Raw genomic sequence first — 23,702 nt, forward strand, 5'->3', positions numbered from 1 at the left:
ACTCTTGTTACGAGATAGCGTAGTCCGATTTACGAAATTGCTCCCGCTGTAGGGATAAATAATCCTGATGCAAGTAGAGGCAGTGTTTCCTAATCGTTGATAATCGTTATCAGAAAGGAGAGGAACACGGTGAACAAAAACTTTCTGATGATTTTTATCACAGTACTTGTCGCTATGACTTCCATCGCCACCTTCAATCCGATCTTGGGATTACTGGCGCGCAAATTGGGCTTTACAGAGATTCAAACGGGTAGTCTGGTGACAATTACTGGCTTGTTCTGGATCATGGGCAGCTTTTTATGGGGGAAATGGGCACGCACCAAGCGAAAAAGGGTCATGGTGATTGCGATCACTGGCTATCTTTTGACACTCGCGAGCTTTGCTTATTTATCCGATCAGGCACAGCATGTCACGGCAAATCCCATCGTTCTTTACTGGCAGTTGTTTATTTTGCGGGCAGTCGGTGGATTTTTCTTTGGAGCGATTCCAACGCTGGCTCAGGGCTATCTCATGGAGTGGACAACTGCTCAAAACCGGGCATCCGGGATAGCGTTGTTCGGGGGAGCGAGCGGCATGGGATTTGTACTTGGGCCAGCTTTGGGGGCGGCATTGACCTCCGTTGGCTTCACAGCACCTATGTATGCATCGGCTGCGTTGCTTATTTTGGTGGCGATTTGCTTTGGGTGGATCATTCCTCCCCAGCAAAAGCAGTGGGAAAAGGCAGTGGGTGGTAAGCTGTCGGCTACTGATCCGCGCATCAGTCTCTATGTAGCGATTGGCCTGTTGCTGTCGACTGTCATGATCATTCTGCAGGTGACGTGCGGGATTTATATGGAGGATCAGCTGGCGTTAACCGCGATCGATGCAGCTATCAAGATCGGCGTTGGACTTTCCTTGGCAGGGATCATTGTTGTGGTCGTACAGCTGATGGTAGGACGCTACCTCAGATGGAAGCCAGCTCGTTTGCTTAAAATCGGCATGACATCATTATTTGCCGCCTTTGCGCTATTTTTGTTGGCTCCGACGTTGTACCTAATCGTGTTCATTTTGTTCGGAATCGGAATCGGGTTTACACTGCCTGGCTATATTACGGCGGCATCACTTGCAGTTCAGGCGAGTGAGCAATCAACCGTTGCCTCCTATACAGCAGCGGTTCAAGGGGTGGGCTCGTTTATCGGACCTTTGACTGGAACCTTTTTATACTCGCTTCATTTGACGATTCCGTATGCGGTTTGCGCCGTATTGCTCTTCCTGTTTTGTATTCGTATTTTTACAAAGAGAAGAGTGGATACAGTGGTAGCTAATTCGTAACTGAATTGGAAAATCAAAGAGATATTCAGGAGGTAAACTTACATTCCTGGATACCTCTTTTTATGAAACAATCGTATCCGATTGCGCTTTTGGATCTCGTGCTACCACCCGAGTTTGCCAAAATGTCAAAAGATATCTGTGAAAGAACGCTTTATTTGCTTTTCTTATTGTAGTATTTTCATAATATTAGGGAAATAGTAGTACATGATAAAGGCGTCGAATATAACGAAGGGGGAATTAAATGAGGATAGGTGTACTTTCAGCTCTCTTTCTTGCATGTACTTTATTTATTGGTTCTGTCAGTGCGAATTGGGCGTATATGTTCGTTGTCAATGACGGAAGTATATATGTGATTTCAGAGGAGCATGTAGATCCAAAACAAATCGGTTCGAGAATCGGAAAGGTTACTACCTATTCGGATCAGGAAGGTACGTACTCAGGGAATTTTTCGAACCGATACCCAAAAGGAACTGAATATTACGAAATTATTGGACTTGATATAAAGGATGCAATCGCTGTGAAAGAAAATAAAGGGCTTTTTATAAAGGCAGCTTATGAGGGTCAATATGCGGGCGGTAGGTATGGCTGGTCAGACTTTTTACTGTACGTTTTCGTAGTGCTGTTCGTATTAGTTGCTTTTTACTTCGTTAAAAAGAGAATGATTCGGTAGCTTTTCGAATGGATCGAGCTTGAGAACCTCTCAAATGAAATGGGCATAAGCTGACCATATATGTTTGAGAGGATGTCTTTCACATGTTTCCTTATCGCCCAGAATTTTACCAATTTACCTATCCCGAGTATAGATATTTGCCAATCAGGTATTATTCCTCCCCTTATTCAGAAGGATGGTTGCCTTGGACCAAGGGTGTACATGGTTCGGATGTAGGCCACCAATCACCTGCACAAAAGCAGCTAACCTTCGTGCTCGTGCATGGATCTTGGGCAGACGCCCACTTCTGGGACGGTGTAGCAGCGGTACTGCGGAATCAAGGTCATGTGGTCTATACACCAGAATACGCCGGTCACGGCAACGATCCAAACAAAGATGTCACACATGCGATGATTACGCAGTCAGTCGTTGATTTTATAACGAAGCGGGACCTGCGTGACTTTGTGCTCGTCGGGCACAGCTTCGGCGGATCTGTCATCCAAAAGGTTGCAGAACAAGTGCCGGATCGCATCAGGCGTCTAGTCTTCTGGGACGCTTTTGTACTCAAGGACGGTGAATCAGTTTCTGACGAGTTTCCACCCGAAATGAGGCAAGGCTTTGAACAGCTCAGAGCCAGCTCAACGGACGATACGATCATGCTCCCTTATCCGTTGTTTCGAGATGCATTTGTCAATACAGCCACTTTTGAGGAAGCCAAGCACCTGTATGCAAGCGTCGCACCGGAACCAGCTAAGCCACTTTTCGAGAAGCTGGATCTTAAAGCGTTTTACGCGCTGTCTACGCCAAAAAGCTATATCTTTTTCTACCAAGACAACACATTGCCACAAGGAGAAGGCTATGGCTGGCATCCGCATATGTCCAGACGACTTGGACAGTTCCGGTTGATCGTCGGCGACGGGGACCATTTTACGGACACGCTTACGAGACCAGCGATGTTGGCGCAGAAGCTATACGAGGCGGGGCGGGACTGACGCGAAAATTAGTGCACATAATAAATATTATGTAAACAATAATGATAATGATGCGTGCGTAACATCAATTAAAAACATTTCAATGTCCAAGGGCTGGTATGCGCCGGTAATGGTTAAAAAACGGAGTAGCTGCTTTCGTATCGTTTACGTTGAATAGTTTCTTTATTTGATCAGCGAAATCACGGCACAATATCCCAGATTCCGCATAGAAAAAGCCTTGCCGCTATAAAGAGCGCAAGGCTTCTTCATTGTTCATGACGGTAGAAACAGCTTCGAGCTTAGGCAATTGATCAATAAATGCCTGAAGCGCACTCGTCACATAGGTATCTTTTCGTGTAATGAACTCCGTTTTAATAAGACGCATGGATTCAGGGATTTGATGCGTGGCGATCATGCCTTCCTCTTCATGCTTGCTAATTACCTTTCTGGGTAACAAGGAAATTCCGAGACCAGCGGCTACCCCACCAATAATGGCCTCCAATGTTCCCAGCTCCATAATAACAGGCTGATCGAGTCCCATCATTTTCATCCATTGCTCCAATACAGCACGATAAGAGCAGCCCTGAGTAAAAACGAGAATCGGCTTTTGGGAAGCCTGCTCGATGTCGATTACGGATGCAGCAGAAGCGATGATCAACTCTTCTTCAAAGGCTGGAACAGACGTGAGCTCGGGATGATTGCATTCACAGCCGATAAAGGCCCCGTCGAGTTCATAGTGAAGCACCTGATTCATTAAAAACTGGGTATGCCCCGTTGCCAAAGAAAGACGGACATTAGGGTACTTTGCATAATAGGAGGCAAGCAGCTTAGGGAGCCGTACCGCAGCAGCCGTCTGTGTCGAGCCGATCGCGAGCGGCCCGCTTGGTTCACTGGATGAAGAGAGTGCGCGCGTAGCCTCATCAAGCAAACCGACGATTTTGCTTGCGTAGTCGAGAAGCATTTTCCCACTGGAGGAAAGCGTCATTCCCCGATTATGGCGATGAAAAAGCACCGTACCGAGCTCAGCCTCCAATTGTTTTATTTTTGCTGTAACATTAGATTGAACATAGCCTAAACGAGCGGCTGCCTTTGTAATCGAGCCCTCTCTTGCCACCATTTGAAATACCCGCAAATCGGAACTCTCCACAAAGAACCCCTCCTGATTCGTTACTCCATCGACACTCTCGCGAACGAAAAGTCTTGCTATCAGAATTGGAGATAACAAGTATCTTTTCTAATCATTATGCATGATAACAATCCTCCTTTACAATAAAAAACATCTCAAGCAAAGTGGAGGAGAGCAGCAATGAATAAATGGAGTTACTACGGGTTAATCCTTCTCACGACTTTTATGATGGGGATTGCGTTTCCAATTGGGAAAATGGGGCTGGACTATGCGCCGCCATTCTTGCTTGTCGCTATCCGTTACTTATTAGCAGGCGGAATTCTCGCAGTGATCGTGTCCAAGAGACCAAAGCCTCGAGGCAGCAAACAGTGGCTCCAGGTTGGTACCATTGGGCTCTTTCAATCAGCGGGAGTTATGGGCTGTGGCTTTTATAGCCTGCATTGGATCACGTCGAGCGAATCCGCCATTATTACCTTTGTCAATCCATTGATTGTGATCATACTGGGGACTTTCGTGCTTGGCAAAGTATACCGCGCGTATCAATGGTTAGGAGTGGCCATAGGCTTTATCGGTGTCGTCTTTACCTTTGGCTTCCATCTGAATTTGCAGCCTGGTACCTGGCTTGCTTTTGCCGCAGCTGTTAGCTTTGCGGTAGCGACCCTGCTCATTAAAAAGTGGGGAGGAGCTTTTGATACGATGGTGCTCACTGCTTATCAAATGCTTGCTGGCGGGCTGATCATTTTGCTTCTGAGTATGTTTACAGAGGAACCTGTTTTCATCATCAATCCAGTATCACTCTTCATTCTGCTCATGCTCGTAGTTGTTTGTTCAATCTTACAGTTTTCGGTATGGTTCTATTTATTGAAAAAAGGGGACGCGACCAAAACGAGTGCCTTTTTGTTCCTCGTGCCATTTTTCGGAGTTCTCAGCAGCTGGTGGCTACTGGGTGAGCAGGTGCAATGGTACGTCATCGCAGGTGGTGCACTTATCTGCGTGGGTATTTTTCTCGTCAATTGGGAGAAAAAAAGCTTGGCGCCCCAAACTGTGAGCAGACTTTTGACAAGATAAAAGACCAGCTTTATGCAGCAGGGACAAGTACTGAAAAACAGCAGGAGGGGAGGTGGAACGTTTTCAAAAAATCTTGTTGACAAGAAAAAAGACGTCTTTTATATTTGTTGTACATACAATAATTCGGAGTTGAGGATTCATGGCTGATGAAAGCTTTTTGCATGACTGCCTGTTTTTTACAACGAATCGGTTGAGCCGTGCGATTACCAAGATGGCAGAGGAAGAATTTGCGATGACAGGACTGACCCCGATGTACGGATATGTCATTCGTCTCGTAATCGGAAATCCGGGAATTCCTCACAAAGAGGTAGCAGAAAAACTATATATCTCTCCTTCCACATTGACGCGATTTGTTGACAAATTGCAGAGCAGGCAGCTGGTGGAGCGACAGGTACAGGGCAAGCATGTTTTTCTTTATCCAACTGAAAAAGGGCTGGAGCTTGAAGAGACGATCCGTGCTGCGTCGAGGAATTTGTGCAGACGCTATCAAGCAATCCTTGGGGTGGAACCTACTGATTTAATGGCAGCACAAATGGAATTGATGAGTGAGAAACTAGAGAACGAGTAATTTTTTTGAAAATATAGTTGTATGTACACACAACAATAAATAGGAGAGTGGAGGAGTCTTTTCATGCAGTTGAAAGAAAAAGCCCCAGGTATTTATTATGGTTGGATCGTAGTCTTTCTTACGTTTCTCACGTTGCTAGTATCAGCTGGCATCAGATCTATGCCAAGTATCCTGATGCTGCCGTTTTCAAATGAATTTGGCTGGAGTCGAGGGAGCATCTCTGGTGTTATTTCTGTCGGAATATTCTTATATGGATTGACTGGACCTTTTGCGGCAGCGTTATTGCAAAAATTCGGGATACGCAGGGTGATTGTGATATCCCTCGCCGTATTGGCAGGCAGCTTGGCTGTTACGCCACTGATGACTTCACTTTGGCAATTTGAGCTTCTTTGGGGCTTGGTATCTGGGCTTGCCACCGGGATGATGGCCAATGTGCTGGGTGTCACAGTCAGTAATCAATGGTTTGTGCATCGCCGAGGCTTAGTGGTCGGTCTGCTTACTGCGAGTGCTGCTACGGGACAGCTGCTGTTTTTGCCCTTGCTTGCAAAAATTACGGTGGAGTTTGGTTGGCGCTATGCGATTTTTACCTCAGTTGCAGCACTGGTGATCGTGATGATCGTTGTTGCGATCTGGTTTCGTAACCATCCGCACGATGTTGGACTCGCTCCATATGGTACGGATAAAGTTGCTCCGCCAGTGCCGTTTACAGGGAATATTTTTCTAGCACCGATTAAAGCTTTGCTGTCCGCATTGAAAAACAAAACGTTCTGGCTGCTTGCAGGTACATTCTTCTTCTGTGGCTTTTCGACGAATGGTCTTATTGGAACGCACTTGATTCCAGCTTGTGGAGATTTTGGAATTCCAGAGGTGACGGCAGCAGGTCTTTTAGCTCTGATGGGGTTGTTTGATCTCGTAGGCACGACTCTGTCGGGCTGGCTCTCAGATCGTTACGACAATCGCAAGCTGCTCTTTATTTACTATGGACTGCGCGGTCTGTCTCTGATGTTTTTACCTTATGCGCTTGATGCAGGTCCAACGATGCTGCTCATCTTCTCGATCTTCTATGGTCTCGATTGGATTGCAACCGTTCCACCTACTGTGAAGCTGGCTGCGCAAGAGTTCGGTAAAGAGAATTCGGGCATGATTTTCGGCTGGATCGTGGTCGCTCACCAAGTCGGAGCTTCGGTAGCTGCGTACGGAGCAGGGGTTATGCGTGATTGGCTGGGAAGCTACTCGACCCCATTTATTATTGCCGGACTGGTATGCTTGCTCGCTGCGTTGATGGCGATGCGCATTGCCAAGGAGAATACGGCTTTGACTGTGGCAGGAATAAGCAAATAACGATAAGTTGTCAGCAGGAAAAACAAGATCATTTGAATACCAGAAATTAAGAGCCAGCTCGAATTGAGGTAGAAGTCAATCAAAGCCAGATCAATACTGCTTTTGCTCAGATTGATCAAGAAATTGCTCAAGCAATTGTAGATATGACTGCCTATTACGAAGCCAAGTACCCCGATTCTTATTACGAGAACGTTTCTATTACAGTTAATCCAACAAGTTGGAATGCACAATCTAATTCCATGACTAGATGGCCCGGTTCCTTCCCAATGACTGTACTTGGACCTGGAATCGATAGAAACTACTCGTTGAATCCGAAATCTGCTGTGCAAAGTCAGATCTACGATGGTACAACAGTACCAACATTAACAACATGGGCCCTACAACTAAATGCTGAAGATTACGTTGTTAAAACCGAAGCATTTGAAATTGAGGTACCTTACAAGGTGGATTTTGAGATCAGTTATGAGTTATGTTCCGGAACGAGCGATCCATCTGATCCAGACGCTCCAGCTGGAGATTGCGCACCAGGAACAGATCGTGGCAGCATTCAAAACACGTTTACCATTAAAGTTACTGGGGATGATACCAAGTTTGAGGTATACGAACCAAATGCAAAAGGCTATTGCTGCACACACCAGAATGGATTGATAAGCATTCGAGAGACCGGTACAAATCGAGTACAAACAGCTCTTACTATGCTGGTGAAACCATTCTTACCCATATGATTTTAGAGCCACGACATAAGCATCCTTTCTCCAATCAATATCCAGTCATCCTGTCAGCTACATCCTGGATGCAAGAAAAAGGCGGAAAGAACACTGACCTACGAAACTCGCTCAATCTCGTGAAAGTAGGACAAGAGTGGCACGGTCCATCCATTTCCGTACCGAAACTGGGTAATCGAGAAAATGGAGTGGATACCTTAAAGATGGGGGATGTATGGAGTGGTTTGCAGCTAGGGAACTATGCTGTATACTTCCTGCCCCGCTTCAAGTTCGGGGTCGATAAAGGGTATCCCGTGTATGATAAGACGCAGCTGCGTGGTCACAACATGGATGATTACAAGTTGCCTATCGAGATCCTTGGGAACGCAGCGGAGTGGATGGCCTACAAAACCCATTACAAGTAAACCATGGAATTACTAAATGGTAAGAGATGGCTGATAATGGCCATCTCTTGTTTTACCTCAAAATACGAAAGAAAAGGGGAAATACTATATGCATAATGTGAAGAAGGTGGGATTGGTATTATTTTCAGTGATGCTGACGATCATGTTCATGGTTGGCGTTGCTATTAACTATCAATCCGAGACAGCGCAAGGATTATCAAAGCACAACACTCATCATGGTGGTGAATGACAAATCCATTTCACAGAATAATAGTGAGGTAGTGTAAAAGGCTTTTCCTCCATCCTTCCTCTTAACTCTTGACTTCTGCACATGTCATTGCTACTTCAGCCTGTTAGTCTGAGTGTAGCAAGCGATCTATCCCTCATTTGATGCTTCGGCAACGATGCAACAGTTGGGAAAACTCATCAAATTTAACTTGTGGAGGGGGATCTAACGTTTAAGAAGAAACATCTAAAGTGACGATGGATACTCCAAAACCCTTTTTGCGGCCAAATCTCCTTCAGGATGGAAGGCCTTAAAATCAATCATCTCGTTTATAGTTACGTATTCCAATGTTAGAAATTTCATACCAAAAAGCCTCATATGATGTTCCGCTTCTATGATCCCTCCAATACATCGGCCCAAGCCGATTCTTGAACGTTGTCGCCAGCAAACGTAAATATACGCACTGAGGAGGGGGTCTCATTTGATGCTGACTTTAGTGACAAGAGGAACTGCCGGAAACCCAGCAACACAACTAAATGGGAACGTCAGCAGATTTAGGATACACTATACTGGTTTACTATCTGCAATGAGATGCCTACAACTTGGACCACCCACGGCAAAGGAATTACTAATCACCGAGCCCATGAGAAAATATCAAACACAATGAAAACAGCCTATTCCTCATTGGTAGGCTGTTTTTCATTGTGTTCATAAAATATGGGATACATCCTATTAATTGGAAGTATAGGGTAAAAAATTATTGTTTTTCTACACCATTAACAGCCCAAGTTTCCCCATTCTTCTCTAATGTGATTTCTATCTTTTCCCCTTTTCCTTCTTCTCTTTCAAATAGAATTTTTGCAACATTTAGTTCCTTATTGACAAGTACCACAGGAACTAAATCACCTTTTTCACGCACATCAGTGATAGCTTCTAATACCGTATCATTAAATGAAGTGGCTTCTTTTTCGTTCATTTGTTGTGTGATAAGGTCTGTATCGAAATAATCATATGCTTTCCACTCGTTGTCTGTGACCATAAATTCAGTTTTTAGTTCTTCCCATGAATCGTTAAGCTTATTATTTTCTTGTTCGCTTCTAAGCTGGCTCATTTTGCCTTCGTTGGCAGCGAGCTTTGCGGTGGAACTTGCTTTCGATATTTCTGCTTTAGGTTCTCCATAAGCGTCCCAAATTTTATGGTTTGTTTTAGCGGAATAATTTGTATGTTGATTGGTTACTTTAACCACTGCATAAGAATAGGATCCTGACACTTTACCGCTATCATCATTGTCTTGGAATACGCCATTTTTATAAATTTCGATGTACGTTTTTGAATAATGAACATCTAATGGTTTACCTTTTGTTACCCCTAATGCTGACATATAGACGTTATTGGAACCTGATGGGTAAATTTGGGTATAAAAATTATCAAAACCAAATGCAGCATAAGCAGATGAAACTGGAAGTAGTAATGCAATCCCTATCCAATAGATAGTACTTTCTTTTTCATAAATTTACCTCCAAATGTTTATGTTGGAAACAATCCTATTATATTCTAATTTTTTACAATTAATATATTGTTACAAATACGTGAATTTTTCATTGTTTTGGAAATTATTTTTATCTATAAAAATATAACACATGAATACTAAAGGATTCTTTTTGTACACTCTGTGTGAATGATACATTTTTCCCGACCATCCAGTGTTATAATCGTGTTAATATTCTTATGTTGTTCTAATTTAGGTAGTGATCTCATCTTTAGGATAGAAATGAAATAAAATATAATATATTCACCAAGAAGTGTTGAAGAGGAGTGGGATATGGATTATGGAATATGTTAAATATCTCTTTCACATTCTATGTATAGCCATTTTATTTCCAACCGCTATGTCTATTGTTTATTCGATTAGTAGCCCGGTTGCTTCTTCGCAAACGAAGCCATACATACCCGTTGAAACGAGACTTTACACTGAAAAGCAGCAAAGAAATAATGATCAGTCGACTGTTGAGTTCGATGATCATATTAAGCGTTCATGGTCCAAAGGAATAAACCGACTTAATGTGTCTACCACAAATTATTTACAATTCAATTACTTTGATACCGATAAGATTACTCAAAAAATGGGGGATGAAGAAGCAACCTCATTTAATGATACTTTGCTGAACTCTTTAATCAGTGTGAGGAAAAAGGGTGACTTAGTTCCTATAGTTTTAATAAATAAAGAATTAAGTGAGGCGATTTTGGTTTTTCAAGAGAATGAAGGAAAAGGTGGATTTGTAGGCATCTTTATGTCTGTTAATTCAATCACAGGAAAGAAAAAATGGCAGCTCGATTCAATAAAGAATTTGTAATTGCAAAGAGTCCAAGAAACGATGGACCGGGCGCAGCTTCGCTCGGAGGAGCTCAGCAGCATGGACGTTCAACCGGAGCAGCAGCAGCTGTCCCGGTATGTGGAGGCCTTCGAGCAATTCGATATTGCTGCTCTCGTCGCGTTGTTCCACGAGGAAGGCTGCATGTCGATGCCGCCCTTCGAGATGTGGATCCGCGGCAAGGAAGATTTGTCCGCCTTCTATTCGCTTACTCGCTTGCATTGCGAAGGTTTGCGATTTGGGCCCATTACGGTGAATGGCGGTTATCCGGCGTTGGCCCAGTAAATGTCGGGCAAAGAGGGCTCTGGCCTGGTACCCTGGGGCATCCACGTCATCGAAACCAAAGAAAATCAAATCCTGCACGTTTAAAACTTCATTCATATACCATTATTTTCGCGATTTGAGCTGCCTGAGCGAATTGACCAATGAATTTCGTCATTGGCTTACGTCTATATCATTGAGAATAACCAAACGACGAATATCATGAGAGAGGTGTCTATTTAAAATGGAAACGAGTCAACCGACGAAAGTAACCGTGCAAGCCGTCATTCAAGCCCCTGTCGAGAAGGTATGGCGCTATTGGACCGAGCCGGATCACATCACGAAGTGGAATCAAGCGTCAGAGGACTGGCATGCGCCGAGAGCCGAAAACGATCTGCGGGTCGGCGGCAAGTTTCTGACACGGATGGAAGCGAAGGATGGCAGCATGGGCTTTGATTTTGGCGGCGTCTACGATGTCGTGAATCGGCATGAGGCGATCGGCTACATCATGGAAGACGGAAGAAGAGTGGATATTGCTTTCGTCGATCAAGGGAATGAGACGAAGGTCATTGAAACGTTCGATGCGGAAAGCTCCAATCCTGTCGAGTTCCAGCAAGCAGGCTGGCAAGCGATCATGGACAATTTCAAAGCCTATACCGAACAAAACTAATCATCGCGAAGAAGACGCCGGGGGAGATGCCCGGCGTCTTTCTTTTGAACCCTAGTACGAGCGTGCTCTCCGTTAGCCTTAACCTTGTGCCGCATTCATGTTCATGTAGTTAATGGCCCACAGATGCCGTCCAAGTCCACGAAGCCCCAATGATACATGAACCCATGATCTTCAGGTTCAGCGTGCAATTTCCCTCCCAAGGAGACCGCGGTATTCACGATTTCATCGACCTTTTCCCGACTCTCGAAGGCCAATGCGATCGTCATCTGCGCATACTTGCTCGTATCGACGGATTCCTTCTCCGTGAGCGTATTAAAGAATGCTTGATTGATCAGCATGACCTGTAGGTTGTCGCCGATCACGATGGCTACCGAATTCTCATTCTCGGGGAATTGCGGGTTGAGCTCGAATCCGAGTCCGGTGAAGAACGCTTTCGATTGTTCTACGTTTTTTACAGGCAGGTTGAAGCTCGTGAATGCGGACGTTAATGCCAATTTCAAAACACCTCTTCGTCAAATTAGTTTGTGTTCATTTTTGCCTTTGTTTATGAAGACGACAGTCGATCCGGGAATTCGTCGGTCTCATGGATTTGGAAGCGTAAATTTTGAAAAATAACTTGGTATTGAGTTCGGATACCCGCTATTCCCCTAAGGTTGCTTATTCTTATTGTGCAGGGACGTGAAAATACTCGGAAAACGAAATAAGTTGTTGAGGGTGTATTCAAGAAGTGGGGGTGGAGTCCTGGAGCAGTCTTTAAATTGGTCAGAGTCGTTCCCGTAACATTTTTGAACGAAAGATCGTCATTATGGGTAAGGGGTGTCACGAAGTAACAGGATTCAAGGTTAAAGATTATATACAAGACAAAACACTAAAAGGAGGAGTGTGGTTCGATATTACTTTTTTTCCAAATTTAAACTTTTTGTGAACGTCACTTTTCGACATATTTTTCCAATAAAAAGTGATAAGATACAAATAAGGAAAATAATAGTAGTTATTCTTATCACTTATTGTCAATTGAGTTTCTCATTTCGACTGCCTATAATAGCGACTGAATGGAAAGTGTATATTTACTTTAATATGTGCAATGTCACTATGAAGGGACACTTAACAATTAGTAGCTCTTTATGGAAGAAAAGAAAAATGGGCTACCCCCTTAGTACAACAACTTCAATAAAATATACTAACTGAGAAAGGGATGGGTCGATTATGAAGATGAAAAAAAGTTCACTTACGGGTGTAATAGTGACTTTGGCTTTAGTGATTGGCGTACCTACTGTATTTTCAATACAAAATGCTGTGAAAGCTAACATTTCAATGGAAAAAGGCGCATCTAATTATCCTGTTAACGAGCAAGGACAAACCCATGGGTCAGTACCTTACGCTTTTGAATCAACAGAAACACTGGACAAAGATGCTGATAAAACGAACTCTTCGATGGAAGAAGATGCATCTAACTATCCTGTCAACGAGCAAGGACAAACCTATGGACCAGTACCTTACGCTTCTAAATCAACTGAAACACCAGATTTAATTTCGGCAACAGGAGAAAATGGCGTTGTTGGATATGTAAAAGCCACCGATTTAGATCCAAAAGTTTCTTCACCAGAAGAGGCTATGGCCTACCAAAAATCTATTGAGGCTATTGGTTACAAATCTATCCCACTGTATGAGGCAGATGGTAAAACTGTAATCGGTGAATTTAGATTATCTACTTCAAAAAGGGATTAATGACATTAACATATAATCCAAAAAAATACTTATGGTGAGGAGAAGAAAAATACAATGAATTTATTAACGAAGACTAGTAAAATCTTGATGGGCAGCGTTTTAGCAATGACTATGCTAGCAATACCAGTATTCGCTGACACTTACTCCCCCCTTTAAAAACACCTGAGATCTATGGTAAAAAGTATTCTTTTACATCTGAGGTATGGGTTCGTTATTTAAACCCAAAAACAGTAGAAGCAGTTGCCTTCGTTGAGTCACTAAACGGGGATGTGCCAGTAGGATATATGGGTGGACAAGCTTATTTGTATGATAAAGCTGGCAATTTAAAAGCTGGAAGTACCATGGTTTATAACTCAGATAGTATTTCTGCTTTTCACGTGTATTCGCCTCGTATTAGCACTTATGGCGAGTATTACGCTTTCAGTAGAGCCGATTTCTATAATGGAAATGGATACACAAGGTATGCAGGTAATAAATCGCCAATTCAAACATTAAATAGCTCAACTTTCGCAAAAACAACTGAAGATTCCAAGGTTATTGAAGACTTATTGTCTAAAACGGAGTACGATGTTAATGATAACGGAGAAACCTATGGTTCTGGCTTATCCATATTAAGCATTGGTGAAGAACCAGATTTAATTTCTGCAATTGGTACCAATGGGGTTAAGGGATATGTTAGAGCTATTGATTTAACACCAGAAGTTAGCTCTATTGAAGAGGCAATTGAGGCTAATAAAGATAATGGTGACATTAGCACAATTCCTCTTTATGATGTAGATGGAACAACTGTACTTGGGGAATTTGAGTTGGTAACTAACTTTGAATTAGATCCTGAAAAAAAATAACACCAGATTAGTTCTGAATAGTTGGGTTATTTTAATAATTGCCAATAAACCCTCAGCCGTTTTGGTTGAGGGTTATATGCGCTAGAAAGTAATGCTAGGCTTACATATCAGTCCAGTGTAAGACTTTATTTTCCTTGAACACTCGAAACGGATCTAGTTGAAAAAAACTAAAATTAACTTGAAATATAACCATGTAATGTCAAAATATGTATGTCATCTGCTTGAAAATTTTGACAAGTGGTGTCAAAATTGCCACTTATTTGTTTTCGTAGAGGAGGCCGGTCTCTCGCATACCTATTTATACCAAAGATTTGAAAAAATGGAGGTTTTCGTATGAAGAGCAAGTGGATTTACCTTATCACATTTCTTGTTATGTTAAATGTTGCTTTTATTAATGCAAATCCTGTACAAGCATATCAGCAGAAAGAGTGTGATAATAATTCAACAAAATGGTATTGTTCTGATTGGTATTCTGGAGATTTTGAGTATGAAGAAGACTCTGATTCAATTGGAGGTGACTACCAATTAAATTATGACGGGGCGGGTGTTTATTACTGGGAAATTGCATGGGATGAGATTTTAATGTTATCTGAACCTCGATTATGGGTGCACTTAAACGAGTCAAAATTTAGAGCTGATGCTATGTATATGGTTTTGTATGACGACTCTGGGTTTGGAGCGGAAATGATAGGTTCAATTGATCAAAATACAGCACCAGGAGGATGGAGCTATATTGGGAGAGGGGATAGTAATGGAACTGGATCAGAATATACTACCATCTATGTGTATGCACTCGGTGGAGATGACAACCTAGGCGCTGATGCAATAAGAGTTCGAGAAAATTATTAATTACAGGGAGGTAACATAATTTTGAAGCGACTATCTATTATAGCAATTCCTATTCTTACGATTATGCTTTTAGGTGCTCAATTTAACGGTGGAGAAGGTTTAGCAAATGCTGCAAGCAAAAAAGTAGATATTAAAGAAAAAATGTTAAATTCAATTGATTATTACGAGTATGTAGAAGGTGTCTTTACGTATGATATTGGTGAAAAGAAATACAAAGCAGAGTTTTCTGTTCAGGAAGGTAGCAATCCAGGAAGTCGTACTCTTGTCAAAGATTCTTCTGGACAAAAAGTGCAGGAATTGATTGCTGACGATGACAATAATGTCCTACAATTAAACACAATGGCTAAAACTTACGTGAAAATGAAAAGTTCGAAAGTCAAAGAAATACCAAAAGGTGATCGAGTAAAAAAAGACAAGAGTCCTGATGGTAAAGAGATAAATGAATATATTTACCGACAAGACCCTGCAAATGCTCTCATAGCGAAAACTGTAACATTTCCGCAGGAATATGCTTTTTGGTTAGATGATGAATCTCAAAATTATGAAATTCTTGGTGAAGAAAAGCTATTGGAAAGAAACTCAGTTGTTATCTCCGGAGACCTATCTGAATATTTGGCAAAGAAATTAAATTCAACTTCTTTTAAAATGTGGGTTGATGAAGAAACCGGGGTTCTATTAAAATTAATTACATTAAATAAAGATAATAAGATCGAAAATAGCATTGAAGTTTTAGAGATTAATTTTGACACGAAGCTTGCCAAAACTGCGCAAAAAAACTTTGATACAGATGACACCAAAGGGTATAAACAGATAAAGTTTGACACAAAAAAACCAGAGAAAACAAAAAAGTGATTGTTTAAATTCAATTAAACCACAGATTAACCAACCTTACTTCTTCAAAAATGGAGAGTAAGGTTGGTTAAACTCATTAGTAGAGGTGAGTTATTCATAAAAAAGCAGTGGTTGTCCTACATCCTAGTCTTGAGTATCCCTACTTTAATTGTAGCTTTAATTTTCAGTCAAAATAACAATGAATCAAAACCTCAACTCGAAACTGTTTCTGGCTATCAAGAGGAGAAAACAGATCTAGATTTAATGAATCCACTATGGGAGCAAGATGACAAAGCTATTGAATTAGATGAAAGGAACTATATAATCCATGATGGATTTTATTATGTTCCTATTGATGAAGAGGTCAATGAATCGCAGTTAGATACAATCCTCGGTACAGTGACTAGAATAGGAGAATGGGAGGATAGGCGCGAAGGAGATACCAGACAGTATATACCGGGTACCAAATACTACAGTATAAAAGGAATAAAAGATAAGGATAAAATTGCGATAGAAATACTTTGGCATACAATTTATGAACATAAAATTCTAAAATATCAAGTGATGGAAAGAGAAAAACCTATATCAGAGACACCTCAACATGGACGGTAAAGGTAGAGCATATATCTATATGTGTGCTGATTTAGCATTTTCAGCTTAAGCTATTTATTTTTGGAATCGATTAAGATTAAATGTAGCCTGGCAGAATGTCCAATAAGGTTTCGAAAACATTGTCTTTAACCAAGCAAACTGTCGATTTTAGGTCCTACAGATTCGAAGTACAATTCAGATGTGAAATCACTTATCACAGTATATTGGAAACCGTTATTCGAATGATAAAAGATGATTAGGTTACTAGGAGGAGGCATTATGAAACATTCTGTTACTATGACGTTGTTTCTTGCCTTTATAATAAGCGGTTGTACAGATACAAATGCAATAAACGATAATCATTCAGATCAGCCAATAGAAAATACTAAAATGATAGAAGCTGAAGTTTCTGTTCAACGGTCCGACACACAACAACAACAGATTAATAAAGTAGAGGCACGTAATGAACAAGAAACAATATATGGACCACCTAAAAAAGAGGAAAATTACAACGATATGACAAAAAAGGAAGTATTAACAAAGCTTCTAAATACCGTTGATCACTTTGATACAGCAATGGGGAAGTTTGAACTCTTAAGAAACGGGAAAAAGGTGCAGGTTGAATATCAACTGAGTTTAACCAAAATGTCGGGTGGATTCAGTAAGGTAACTATAGATGAATCAAGCTCAAAAGATCCTAAAGTTCAATATATTTATTACAAAGACGGTATTTTATGGAGAACTGACGAAAAAAAGCAGTCATACGACATGATAAAATACTCAGTAAATAATAAATCAGAGTCAATTACTCCAGAAGAGGCATTTAGTGTAGATAGTGAAGGAAATAATGTTACAACATACCGTGAACGTCCACCTATTGGCTTAGCTCAAGTTTCTCTGTTTCCTTACGAACTAGCATCTAACTATACAAGGGTATATGGAGACTGGGAAGTTGAAAAACAAAATGAAGATGTGTTGGGTCATAATACAATAGTGTTGAAAGGAACACTAAACAACTATGCCTCTATTAAGCAAGGAGCGAAAACATTCCGTTTTTGGGTCGATAAAGATACAGGGATTCTTATTAAATACGAATTATACGATGAAAATAGTGTAGTTGTTAACTACATGCACTCAATAGAACTTCAGGTAAACGTCCCAATTGATACAAAAGAATTCGAGCCAAAAACAGCTAAATTAAATTAAAGGGCTATGAATGAATTGTGGTCAGCATTACAGCATGAATTCATTTTAATTTATCGAAGCATTGCGTCGCTCGTCATCATAAAACGCTATCCTTTCGTTAGTCTATCTACCGAGAGAATAGCGTTTTTGTTTTGAGGATCATGTCGAAGCGATGTGGCTCATGCTGCAACAGGAAAAACGGAATGACAGACAAACCTATTGCAAGAATCGAACAATCTTTCACTATTAACAGGTCAGCCTATTAGTGAGCTGCAAGAGAAGTGAGTCTCCTGATTTCTTATAAAAAAGCAGAAAATTCAAGTTTATCTGAATATTAAATCTTTTGGCACGCCGCTTGCTTGTGTAGAAAAGTGCATATGGTCCAAACGTTTTCAATCGAAAGGAGGCTTCATATGAATCTGGTAGCTAACATCTAGCGAGGAGAAAAGATAGAGAGCTCACATCTCGGCCACATCCTCGAAATAGTTAGGGGAAATAATCGTTATTGGACAGTATAACCATTCCTTCACAAAGAAAAAGGGGGTCAATCATTCATGAAGTTACGAAAAGGGTGGAAGCTGCTTAGCTCAGCAGCTCTGGCAACTGTTCTTGCTGTGACAGGCTGCAGTCAAACGGTAGCTCCGACGCAGCCAGGCACAGAGACTACTAAGGGACAGGCGCCGCAAGATGACGGTGGACAAGCTGACATGACCGCGATGCTAAGACTCAATTTGAAGACGGAACCACCTTCTCTCGATCCGCCAAAAGGTTTTGACACCACATCCAATGAAGTGTTGAATGCCACCATGGAAGGTTTGGCACGTCTGGACAAGGATCACAAGCCACAACCAGCGATGGCAGAAAAATGGACCGTGAGCGAGGATGGAAAAACCTACACGTTCACTCTGCGTGACAGCAAATGGTCCAATGGAGATCCGGTTACTGCACAGGATTTTGAATTCGCTTTCAAGCGCATCCTTGATCCGAACAATGCATTCCCTTCCGCTTTCCTTGCATACTACATTGCGGGTGCAGAAGAGTACAACACTGGCAAAGGGAATGCAGACGCAGTTTTGGTGAAAGCGCTAGATGACAAGACACTGGAAGTGAAACTCGACGCCCCGGCAGGCTTCTTTACGCACATCCTCACCCAGCCGACTTTCTTCCCAGTAAATAAGAAGGTCGTCGAGAGTAATCCGAAATGGGCTGAAAATGCTTCGAGTCTTGTAACCAACGGACCATTCAAAATGGAGGATTGGGTGCATGACCAGTCTATCAAAATCGTCAAGAATGATGGCTATTGGGACAAGGATTCCGTGAAGTTAGCGGGAATTAACTGGGTCATGGTGAATGATGAAAATACCCAGTACCAAATGTATAAAACAGGTCAGCTAGATAAGGTGTCAAGCGTCCCGAATGACATGAAAAAGCAGTTGATTGACTCTGGCGAAGCCAAAGTAGAATCAGACGCATCGATCTATTACTATCGTATGAACACAAAGATGCCCCCATTTAACAACGTGAACATCCGCAAGGCTTTTGCGCTCGCCATCGATCGCCAATCGTTGATCGACAACGTCGTACAAGGCAAACAAACTCCGGCTTTGGCCCACGTACCATACGGCTTCCCTGAGCCTGCAGGCGGTGATTTCCGCGAAAAGGGCGGGGAGTACCTAAAGGACAACGACATCGAACAAGCAAAAGCACTGTTGAAAAAAGGCATGGAAGAGGAGGGATGGACTACTCTGCCACCGGTAACCATGACCTACAATACGAGTGATGGACATAAGTCGATCGCACAGGTACTGCAAGAAATGTACAAGAAAAACCTCGGCGTAGATGTAAAGCTGGAAAACAAAGAATGGAAAGTGTTCCTGTCTGACCAGCGCGCTCGTAATTTGCAGTTCTCCCGATCAACGATTCCTGCAGACTATGGCGACCCGATCAACTACCTGGAGCTGTATGTAACCGATCACCCAGGAAACCGGATCAACTACAGCAATAAAGAATACGACACACTGGTAGAAAAAATCCGCAACACAGGAGATGAGACGGCGCGTTTCAAATTGATGCATGACGCGGAGAAAATATTTATGGATGACATGCCGCTCGTGCCGATCTACTTCGCTACAAAAATATTCATGGATCAACCAAATGTAAAAGGCATCATTCGTCACCCTGTTGGAACGACAGACTACAAGTGGGCAGAGGTCAGAAAAAAATAGGAAGATATATGAAGACAAGAGCTCTGTTATTAGGAAGCTCTTGTCTTCATTTTACTTTCTGGAGCGAGCGAGAAAGAAAAAACAGCAGCCTTTTTGCGAAATAGGTCTTACAGCGTAATATCCAAGTCCTTCAGCTTTCAGCATACTCTCCCGATAGCTTTCCTTGATCCCCATTTCGATTTTTTCCTCGTCGGATACCCATTCCACCGAGCGATCGTCCATACACTCCAAGACAATCCGCTTGATGAAGTCTGCGGCTTGTCGCTGTTTTTGATCGCCAGGATCAACCAAAATCGCAAAACGCTCCAATGAAACCGACTTTTAAAGAAGCGAACGGTCGGTATATCGCTTGTCACTTGTACGAATAAAATAGCCTGTTTTCCTAAGGAGGATGTACGAATGACGTCAACGAACTATATGAAAGAGATGAGCTGGACCGCCTTTGTCGAGCGCACCACGGAAACAGGGAGGTACCTAAGCAAAAAGATCTCTTTCCCGAAATAATAAAATATTCCCGTTATTCTACAAAAACAGAGTCGGGCGTCATTGGCAATTCTACAGCAGCAACGAGTCAAAAGGGCGAGGTGCATGTCCAGCGTTCCGTCGATCGGATCGTTCATTTTTTGCATGATACATGGGACATTCCTCATTCCTAGTACATAGTAAGTGGTCACTGCGCTCGATGTAGACAGGAGGATTACTGATGACAATAAGTGAAAATCAGGTGAGAGTGGCTGTTGTGCAAGCATCCCCAGTGATCATGAATTTGACAGAGTCGATCGAAAAGCTACGCACGTTGACATCAGATGCGGCCAATCAGGGAGCCAAACTAGTGCTGTTCCCGGAAGCTTTTCTTTCCGCATACCCAAGAGGACTCACCTTTGGATCCAAGATTGGAAGTCGTTCTGAAAAGGGACGAGAAGACTGGTATCGGTATTGGGAAAGTTCTCTCGCTGTACCAAGCGCAGAAACTGATCAACTTGCTAAAATAGCAAAGGACTATGCGGTGTATCTCGTCGTAGGGGTAACGGAAAAAGATCATGGCTCTGGTACGCTCTATTGCAGCGTTCTTCATTTCGGACCGGATGGTACATTACTCGGAAAGCACCGTAAATTAAAGCCTACCGGAATCGAGCGGCTTGTTTGGGGGGAAGGAGACGGGAGCACACTGCCTGTTTTCGAAACGCCGCATGGGAAAATGGGGAGCTTGATCTGCTGGGAAAATTACATGCCCTTGGCACGAATGGCTATGTACAGTAAAGGTGTGGAGCTCTATTTGGCACCAACGGCGGATTCCAGAGAAGTGTGGCAATCGACTATCCGCCATATCGCTTTGGAGGGACGTTGCTTCGTTTTGTCTTGTAATCAATTCGTTACGAAGGATATGTACCCGACTGATTTGGCTTGCTACGACGAGCTGGAATCTGAGCCAGAAGTAATGTGCAGTGGCGGAAGCGCTATCGTAGGACCACTCGGAAACTATGTGGTAGAACCTGTTTATGGAAAAGAAGACATCTTGCTTGCTGATCTCGATTTAAGCCAAATTGTGAAAAGCCGTCTCGATTTTGATGTGAATGGGCATTACTCCAGACCGGATGTGTTCCAGCTCAGCATCGATGAGAGACCGCGTACCAATACAAAAAGAGATGAGTAGCGAGTAACAAAAGAAAAGACAACCATTTGCATGACAGCTCCTTGTTTGGAGTGACAGTAGATGGTTGTCCTTCTTTATAATGTACATCGTTCACTCTACGTACAACCCACCGGTATACATCGCAGTTAGATTCCGAGCGATCTCACATACCGAATGGTTATACTCATTTCGGACGATGTCCCACAAATACATTTCGTTTGCAAAAAACCATCCTCTGGCGATCAAGATGTGGTCAACATCCTTGCGAGCTAGGCCGTTTTGCTGGGAATAGACGATATCCTGCGAAATGTGCATGATAAATCGCTCACGAATTTCTTTCCATTTCTGATTCACATCATCGGATAGCCGTATGCCTTCCTCAATCACTTGCATCATGGCACGCTCCTGATTCGCCATTTCGAGAAAAAGTCCCGCCTGTTTTTCAATCATCGCACAAGCCTCTTCTTTTGTTCGGGGGTGGAACGGCAGCTGCGCAATGGCATAAAACTGGTTCATGACCTCATCCATTAAGTGGATCAGAATTTCGTCTTTTCCGGTGAAATGCAGATAGGCAGTGCCATATCCGGTTTCAGCCTTTTTTATAATCTGCGTAATCGTCGCTTTTTGAAAGCCATGCTCGATAAAAACGTCTCGTGCAGCGCTAAGCAGCTTAGCCCTGGTCTTAAGGGACCGTTGTTTTCTTGCAGAGGCTTGCTCATTAGATGGATTCATGTCGAGTCCTTCCATTTCTTTGATTTGTAACTGACACGATGTCATTGACATGATGTCAGTTATAGAATATTCTAAATTCATTAGTGAAATCAAGTCAAAAAGGGTGGTTACGATGAAAGAGTATACGTTCGATCCTTCGGTAGACTGTGCACATGCAATGGATAAGGCAGATGAATTGGCAGCTTTTCGTCATGAATTTTACATAAAACCAGAACGAATTTATTTGGATGGCAACTCGCTCGGATTGCTCTCCAAAAGAGCAGAGCAGTCGCTTTTGGATGTATTGGACACATGGAAGGAGTACGGCATCGACGGATGGACGGAAGGCCCTAATCCATGGTTTTATTTATCCGAGAGTCTAGGAGAAAAAATGGCGCCGCTCGTAGGTGCGAGACCTGAGGAAGTAATTGTTACCGGTTCGACCTCCGTAAATTTGCATCAGGTGGTTGCAACGTTTTATCAGCCAAGCGGCAAGAAGACGAAAATACTAGCAGATGAATTGAATTTTCCGTCGGACATTTACGTGATGCAAAGCCAGCTACAGGCAAAAGGCTATGATCCCAATGAGCACTTGGTTCGAGTAAAAAGCCGTGATGGTCGTTTTATCGAGGAAGAAGATATTATTGCCGCGATGACAGATGAAATTGCATTAATCGTTTTGCCAAGTGTTTTGTACCGCAGCGGACAGATACTCGATATGAAACGACTGACCAAAGAAGCACACGATCGCAACATCTTGATCGGCTTTGACTGCTGCCATTCTGTTGGTGCCATTCCGCACTACTTTGATGAGTGGGGCGTCGACTTTGCCGTCTGGTGCAACTATAAATACGTGAATGCGGGACCAGGGGGCGTTGGCGCCATTTACGTCAATCAGAAGCATTTTCATCGGGTGCCTGGTCTTGCGGGATGGTTTAGCTCTAGCAAGGAAAAGCAGTTTGACATGGAGCATGTGCTGACGCCTGCAACTACGGCCGGAGCCTTTCAGATTGGTACCCCACATTTGCTCAGCATCGCTCCCTTGATCGGATCACTCGAGATCTTTGCGGAAGCGGGCATTGACCGGTTGCGGAGCAAGTCGCTACAGCTAACAAACTACATGCTCTATTTGATCGGGCAAGAGCTGGATGGCATGGGCTTTACGATTGGAAATTCGTTGGAAGAAGAAAGACGTGGAGGCCATGTATACCTGGAGCATGCAGAGGCAGCGAGAATTTGCAAGGCGTTGAAAGACAACGGTGTGATCCCTGACTTCCGGGCTCCAAACGGGATTCGTTTGGCTCCGATGGCTTTGTATAACACTTTTGAAGAAGTGTGGAATGCTGTTCAAATACTTGCCAAAATCATGCGAGAAGAGCAATACAAGAAATTTGAGAATAAACGGGGAGTCGTCGCTTAAAACGAGTTCTCCA

At 42.8% G+C, this 23,702-nt stretch carries 25 protein-coding genes and 1 pseudogene; 21 read left to right on the forward strand and 5 right to left on the reverse strand.

All coding sequences use genetic code 11. The features are described from left to right. Positions 1-129 precede the first annotated feature (129 nt). From C3B52_RS11830 to C3B52_RS11840, 3 genes are all read left to right on the forward strand, one after another. Complete coding sequence (locus C3B52_RS11830; RefSeq protein ID WP_103106289.1) at positions 130-1,311, forward strand: MFS transporter; 1,182 nt, start codon at positions 130-132, stop codon at positions 1,309-1,311. Positions 1,312-1,552: 241 nt separating this feature from the next. Next, entirely contained in the window at positions 1,553-1,981 is a 429-nt protein-coding gene (locus tag C3B52_RS11835; RefSeq protein ID WP_103106290.1) for a hypothetical protein, read from the forward strand. 83 nt (positions 1,982-2,064) lie between these two features. Beyond that, positions 2,065-2,952 (forward strand): alpha/beta fold hydrolase, encoded by an 888-nt coding sequence (locus C3B52_RS11840; protein ID WP_103106291.1) that lies wholly within the window; start codon positions 2,065-2,067, stop codon positions 2,950-2,952. Between the two features lie 223 nt (positions 2,953-3,175). Here the strand turns inward: C3B52_RS11840 and C3B52_RS11845 are convergent, their stop codons facing one another. Continuing rightward, the gene (locus tag C3B52_RS11845; RefSeq protein ID WP_103106292.1) at positions 3,176-4,078 is read right to left on the reverse strand and encodes a LysR family transcriptional regulator; all 903 of its coding nucleotides are present in this window, start codon (positions 4,076-4,078) and stop codon (positions 3,176-3,178) included. 159 nt (positions 4,079-4,237) lie between these two features. Between C3B52_RS11845 and C3B52_RS11850 the strand changes: the two genes are divergently transcribed. The 6 genes from C3B52_RS11850 to C3B52_RS37770 all read left to right on the forward strand — a co-directional run bounded on the left by C3B52_RS11850 (position 4,238) and on the right by C3B52_RS37770 (position 8,392). Continuing rightward, on the forward strand, positions 4,238-5,125 hold the full coding sequence (locus C3B52_RS11850) for a DMT family transporter (protein ID WP_103106293.1): 888 nt from the start codon (positions 4,238-4,240) through the stop codon (positions 5,123-5,125). Positions 5,126-5,264: 139 nt separating this feature from the next. Then, positions 5,265-5,693 carry a MarR family winged helix-turn-helix transcriptional regulator gene (locus tag C3B52_RS11855; protein WP_103106294.1) on the forward strand — a complete coding sequence of 143 codons (429 nt, stop codon included), beginning with the start codon at positions 5,265-5,267 and terminating at the stop codon, positions 5,691-5,693. 63 nt (positions 5,694-5,756) lie between these two features. Beyond that, positions 5,757-7,034, forward strand: coding sequence for an MFS transporter (locus tag C3B52_RS11860; protein ID WP_103106295.1), 1,278 nt, complete (start codon positions 5,757-5,759; stop codon positions 7,032-7,034). 143 nt (positions 7,035-7,177) lie between these two features. Then, positions 7,178-7,759: a hypothetical protein gene (locus C3B52_RS11865; RefSeq protein ID WP_164684759.1), complete on the forward strand. Its 582-nt coding sequence runs from the start codon at positions 7,178-7,180 to the stop codon at positions 7,757-7,759. After that, entirely contained in the window at positions 7,756-8,163 is a 408-nt protein-coding gene (locus C3B52_RS11870; RefSeq protein WP_103106297.1) for a hypothetical protein, read from the forward strand. Before C3B52_RS11865 ends, C3B52_RS11870 begins: the two co-directional genes overlap by 4 nt. Positions 8,164-8,269: 106 nt before the next feature. Next, positions 8,270-8,392, forward strand: coding sequence for a hypothetical protein (locus tag C3B52_RS37770; RefSeq protein ID WP_268811883.1), 123 nt, complete (start codon positions 8,270-8,272; stop codon positions 8,390-8,392). Between the two features lie 733 nt (positions 8,393-9,125). On the opposite strand, the gene C3B52_RS11880 is transcribed toward C3B52_RS37770, so the two are convergent. After that, positions 9,126-9,749: a hypothetical protein gene (locus tag C3B52_RS11880; protein ID WP_103106299.1), complete on the reverse strand. Its 624-nt coding sequence runs from the start codon at positions 9,747-9,749 to the stop codon at positions 9,126-9,128. A gap of 448 nt (positions 9,750-10,197) precedes the next feature. Between C3B52_RS11880 and C3B52_RS11885 the strand changes: the two genes are divergently transcribed. The 3 genes from C3B52_RS11885 (at position 10,198) to C3B52_RS11895 (ending at position 11,671) form a co-directional block, all read left to right on the forward strand. Next, complete coding sequence (locus tag C3B52_RS11885; protein ID WP_103106300.1) at positions 10,198-10,722, forward strand: hypothetical protein; 525 nt, start codon at positions 10,198-10,200, stop codon at positions 10,720-10,722. Positions 10,723-10,782: 60 nt separating this feature from the next. Continuing rightward, positions 10,783-11,025, forward strand: a complete 243-nt coding sequence (locus tag C3B52_RS37285; RefSeq protein ID WP_235615678.1) for a nuclear transport factor 2 family protein — start codon at positions 10,783-10,785, stop codon at positions 11,023-11,025. Positions 11,026-11,245: 220 nt separating this feature from the next. Next, positions 11,246-11,671: an SRPBCC family protein gene (locus C3B52_RS11895; protein ID WP_103106301.1), complete on the forward strand. Its 426-nt coding sequence runs from the start codon at positions 11,246-11,248 to the stop codon at positions 11,669-11,671. A gap of 78 nt (positions 11,672-11,749) precedes the next feature. Here C3B52_RS11895 and C3B52_RS11900 read toward each other — a convergent pair. Next, positions 11,750-12,165 (reverse strand): annotated as a pseudogene (locus C3B52_RS11900) (VOC family protein). A gap of 718 nt (positions 12,166-12,883) precedes the next feature. Between C3B52_RS11900 and C3B52_RS11905 the strand changes: the two are divergent. From C3B52_RS11905 to C3B52_RS11935, 7 genes are all read left to right on the forward strand, one after another. Next, positions 12,884-13,399, forward strand: coding sequence for a hypothetical protein (locus tag C3B52_RS11905; RefSeq protein ID WP_164684760.1), 516 nt, complete (start codon positions 12,884-12,886; stop codon positions 13,397-13,399). 269 nt (positions 13,400-13,668) lie between these two features. Continuing rightward, on the forward strand, positions 13,669-14,244 hold the full coding sequence (locus C3B52_RS11910) for a peptidase (protein WP_201264875.1): 576 nt from the start codon (positions 13,669-13,671) through the stop codon (positions 14,242-14,244). Between the two features lie 333 nt (positions 14,245-14,577). Next, positions 14,578-15,093: a hypothetical protein gene (locus tag C3B52_RS11915; protein WP_103106303.1), complete on the forward strand. Its 516-nt coding sequence runs from the start codon at positions 14,578-14,580 to the stop codon at positions 15,091-15,093. 21 nt (positions 15,094-15,114) lie between these two features. Beyond that, complete coding sequence (locus C3B52_RS11920) at positions 15,115-15,945, forward strand: hypothetical protein (RefSeq protein ID WP_103106304.1); 831 nt, start codon at positions 15,115-15,117, stop codon at positions 15,943-15,945. A gap of 129 nt (positions 15,946-16,074) precedes the next feature. Then, positions 16,075-16,536: a hypothetical protein gene (locus C3B52_RS11925; protein ID WP_164684761.1), complete on the forward strand. Its 462-nt coding sequence runs from the start codon at positions 16,075-16,077 to the stop codon at positions 16,534-16,536. Between the two features lie 258 nt (positions 16,537-16,794). Further along, positions 16,795-17,721, forward strand: a complete 927-nt coding sequence (locus tag C3B52_RS11930; RefSeq protein ID WP_103106306.1) for a sigma-E factor regulatory protein RseB domain-containing protein — start codon at positions 16,795-16,797, stop codon at positions 17,719-17,721. A gap of 533 nt (positions 17,722-18,254) precedes the next feature. Then, positions 18,255-19,925, forward strand: a complete 1,671-nt coding sequence (locus C3B52_RS11935; RefSeq protein WP_103106307.1) for a peptide ABC transporter substrate-binding protein — start codon at positions 18,255-18,257, stop codon at positions 19,923-19,925. A 51-nt stretch (positions 19,926-19,976) separates the two neighbouring features. Here C3B52_RS11935 and C3B52_RS11940 read toward each other — a convergent pair whose 3' ends face one another. Next, positions 19,977-20,234 carry a hypothetical protein gene (locus C3B52_RS11940; RefSeq protein ID WP_103106308.1) on the reverse strand — a complete coding sequence of 86 codons (258 nt, stop codon included), beginning with the start codon at positions 20,232-20,234 and terminating at the stop codon, positions 19,977-19,979. Positions 20,235-20,628: 394 nt separating this feature from the next. Here C3B52_RS11940 and C3B52_RS11945 point away from each other — a divergent pair, with 394 nt between their 5' ends. Next, positions 20,629-21,579, forward strand: a complete 951-nt coding sequence (locus C3B52_RS11945) for a carbon-nitrogen hydrolase family protein (protein ID WP_103106309.1) — start codon at positions 20,629-20,631, stop codon at positions 21,577-21,579. Positions 21,580-21,669: 90 nt separating this feature from the next. Here the strand turns inward: C3B52_RS11945 and C3B52_RS11950 are convergent, their stop codons facing one another. Next, complete coding sequence (locus tag C3B52_RS11950) at positions 21,670-22,290, reverse strand: TetR/AcrR family transcriptional regulator (RefSeq protein ID WP_103106310.1); 621 nt, start codon at positions 22,288-22,290, stop codon at positions 21,670-21,672. Between the two features lie 112 nt (positions 22,291-22,402). On the opposite strand from C3B52_RS11950, the gene kynU reads away from it, so the two are divergent. Beyond that, complete coding sequence (gene kynU / locus C3B52_RS11955; protein WP_103106311.1) at positions 22,403-23,689, forward strand: kynureninase; 1,287 nt, start codon at positions 22,403-22,405, stop codon at positions 23,687-23,689. The last annotated feature ends 13 nt before the right edge of the window (positions 23,690-23,702 follow it).

This window comes from Brevibacillus reuszeri (genome assembly GCF_002897295.1).
Classification (GTDB): domain Bacteria; phylum Bacillota; class Bacilli; order Brevibacillales; family Brevibacillaceae; genus Brevibacillus; species Brevibacillus reuszeri_A.

Coding starts and splice junctions, on each gene's coding strand:
- C3B52_RS11905 (WP_164684760.1), top strand. CDS start 12,884: ATGAAAAAAAGTTCACTTACGGGTGTAATAGTGACTTTGGCTTTAGTG.
- C3B52_RS11880 (WP_103106299.1), bottom strand. CDS start 9,749: ATGTCAGCATTAGGGGTAACAAAAGGTAAACCATTAGATGTTCATTAT.
- kynU (WP_103106311.1), top strand. CDS start 22,403: ATGAAAGAGTATACGTTCGATCCTTCGGTAGACTGTGCACATGCAATG.
- C3B52_RS11950 (WP_103106310.1), bottom strand. CDS start 22,290: ATGAATCCATCTAATGAGCAAGCCTCTGCAAGAAAACAACGGTCCCTT.
- C3B52_RS11915 (WP_103106303.1), top strand. CDS start 14,578: ATGAAGAGCAAGTGGATTTACCTTATCACATTTCTTGTTATGTTAAAT.
- C3B52_RS11840 (WP_103106291.1), top strand. CDS start 2,065: ATGTTTCCTTATCGCCCAGAATTTTACCAATTTACCTATCCCGAGTAT.
- C3B52_RS11870 (WP_103106297.1), top strand. CDS start 7,756: ATGATTTTAGAGCCACGACATAAGCATCCTTTCTCCAATCAATATCCA.
- C3B52_RS11945 (WP_103106309.1), top strand. CDS start 20,629: ATGACAATAAGTGAAAATCAGGTGAGAGTGGCTGTTGTGCAAGCATCC.
- C3B52_RS11885 (WP_103106300.1), top strand. CDS start 10,198: ATGGAATATGTTAAATATCTCTTTCACATTCTATGTATAGCCATTTTA.
- C3B52_RS11835 (WP_103106290.1), top strand. CDS start 1,553: ATGAGGATAGGTGTACTTTCAGCTCTCTTTCTTGCATGTACTTTATTT.
- C3B52_RS11855 (WP_103106294.1), top strand. CDS start 5,265: ATGGCTGATGAAAGCTTTTTGCATGACTGCCTGTTTTTTACAACGAAT.
- C3B52_RS11865 (WP_164684759.1), top strand. CDS start 7,178: ATGACTGCCTATTACGAAGCCAAGTACCCCGATTCTTATTACGAGAAC.
- C3B52_RS11930 (WP_103106306.1), top strand. CDS start 16,795: ATGAAACATTCTGTTACTATGACGTTGTTTCTTGCCTTTATAATAAGC.
- C3B52_RS11850 (WP_103106293.1), top strand. CDS start 4,238: ATGAATAAATGGAGTTACTACGGGTTAATCCTTCTCACGACTTTTATG.
- C3B52_RS11895 (WP_103106301.1), top strand. CDS start 11,246: ATGGAAACGAGTCAACCGACGAAAGTAACCGTGCAAGCCGTCATTCAA.
- C3B52_RS11860 (WP_103106295.1), top strand. CDS start 5,757: ATGCAGTTGAAAGAAAAAGCCCCAGGTATTTATTATGGTTGGATCGTA.
- C3B52_RS11935 (WP_103106307.1), top strand. CDS start 18,255: ATGAAGTTACGAAAAGGGTGGAAGCTGCTTAGCTCAGCAGCTCTGGCA.
- C3B52_RS37285 (WP_235615678.1), top strand. CDS start 10,783: ATGGACGTTCAACCGGAGCAGCAGCAGCTGTCCCGGTATGTGGAGGCC.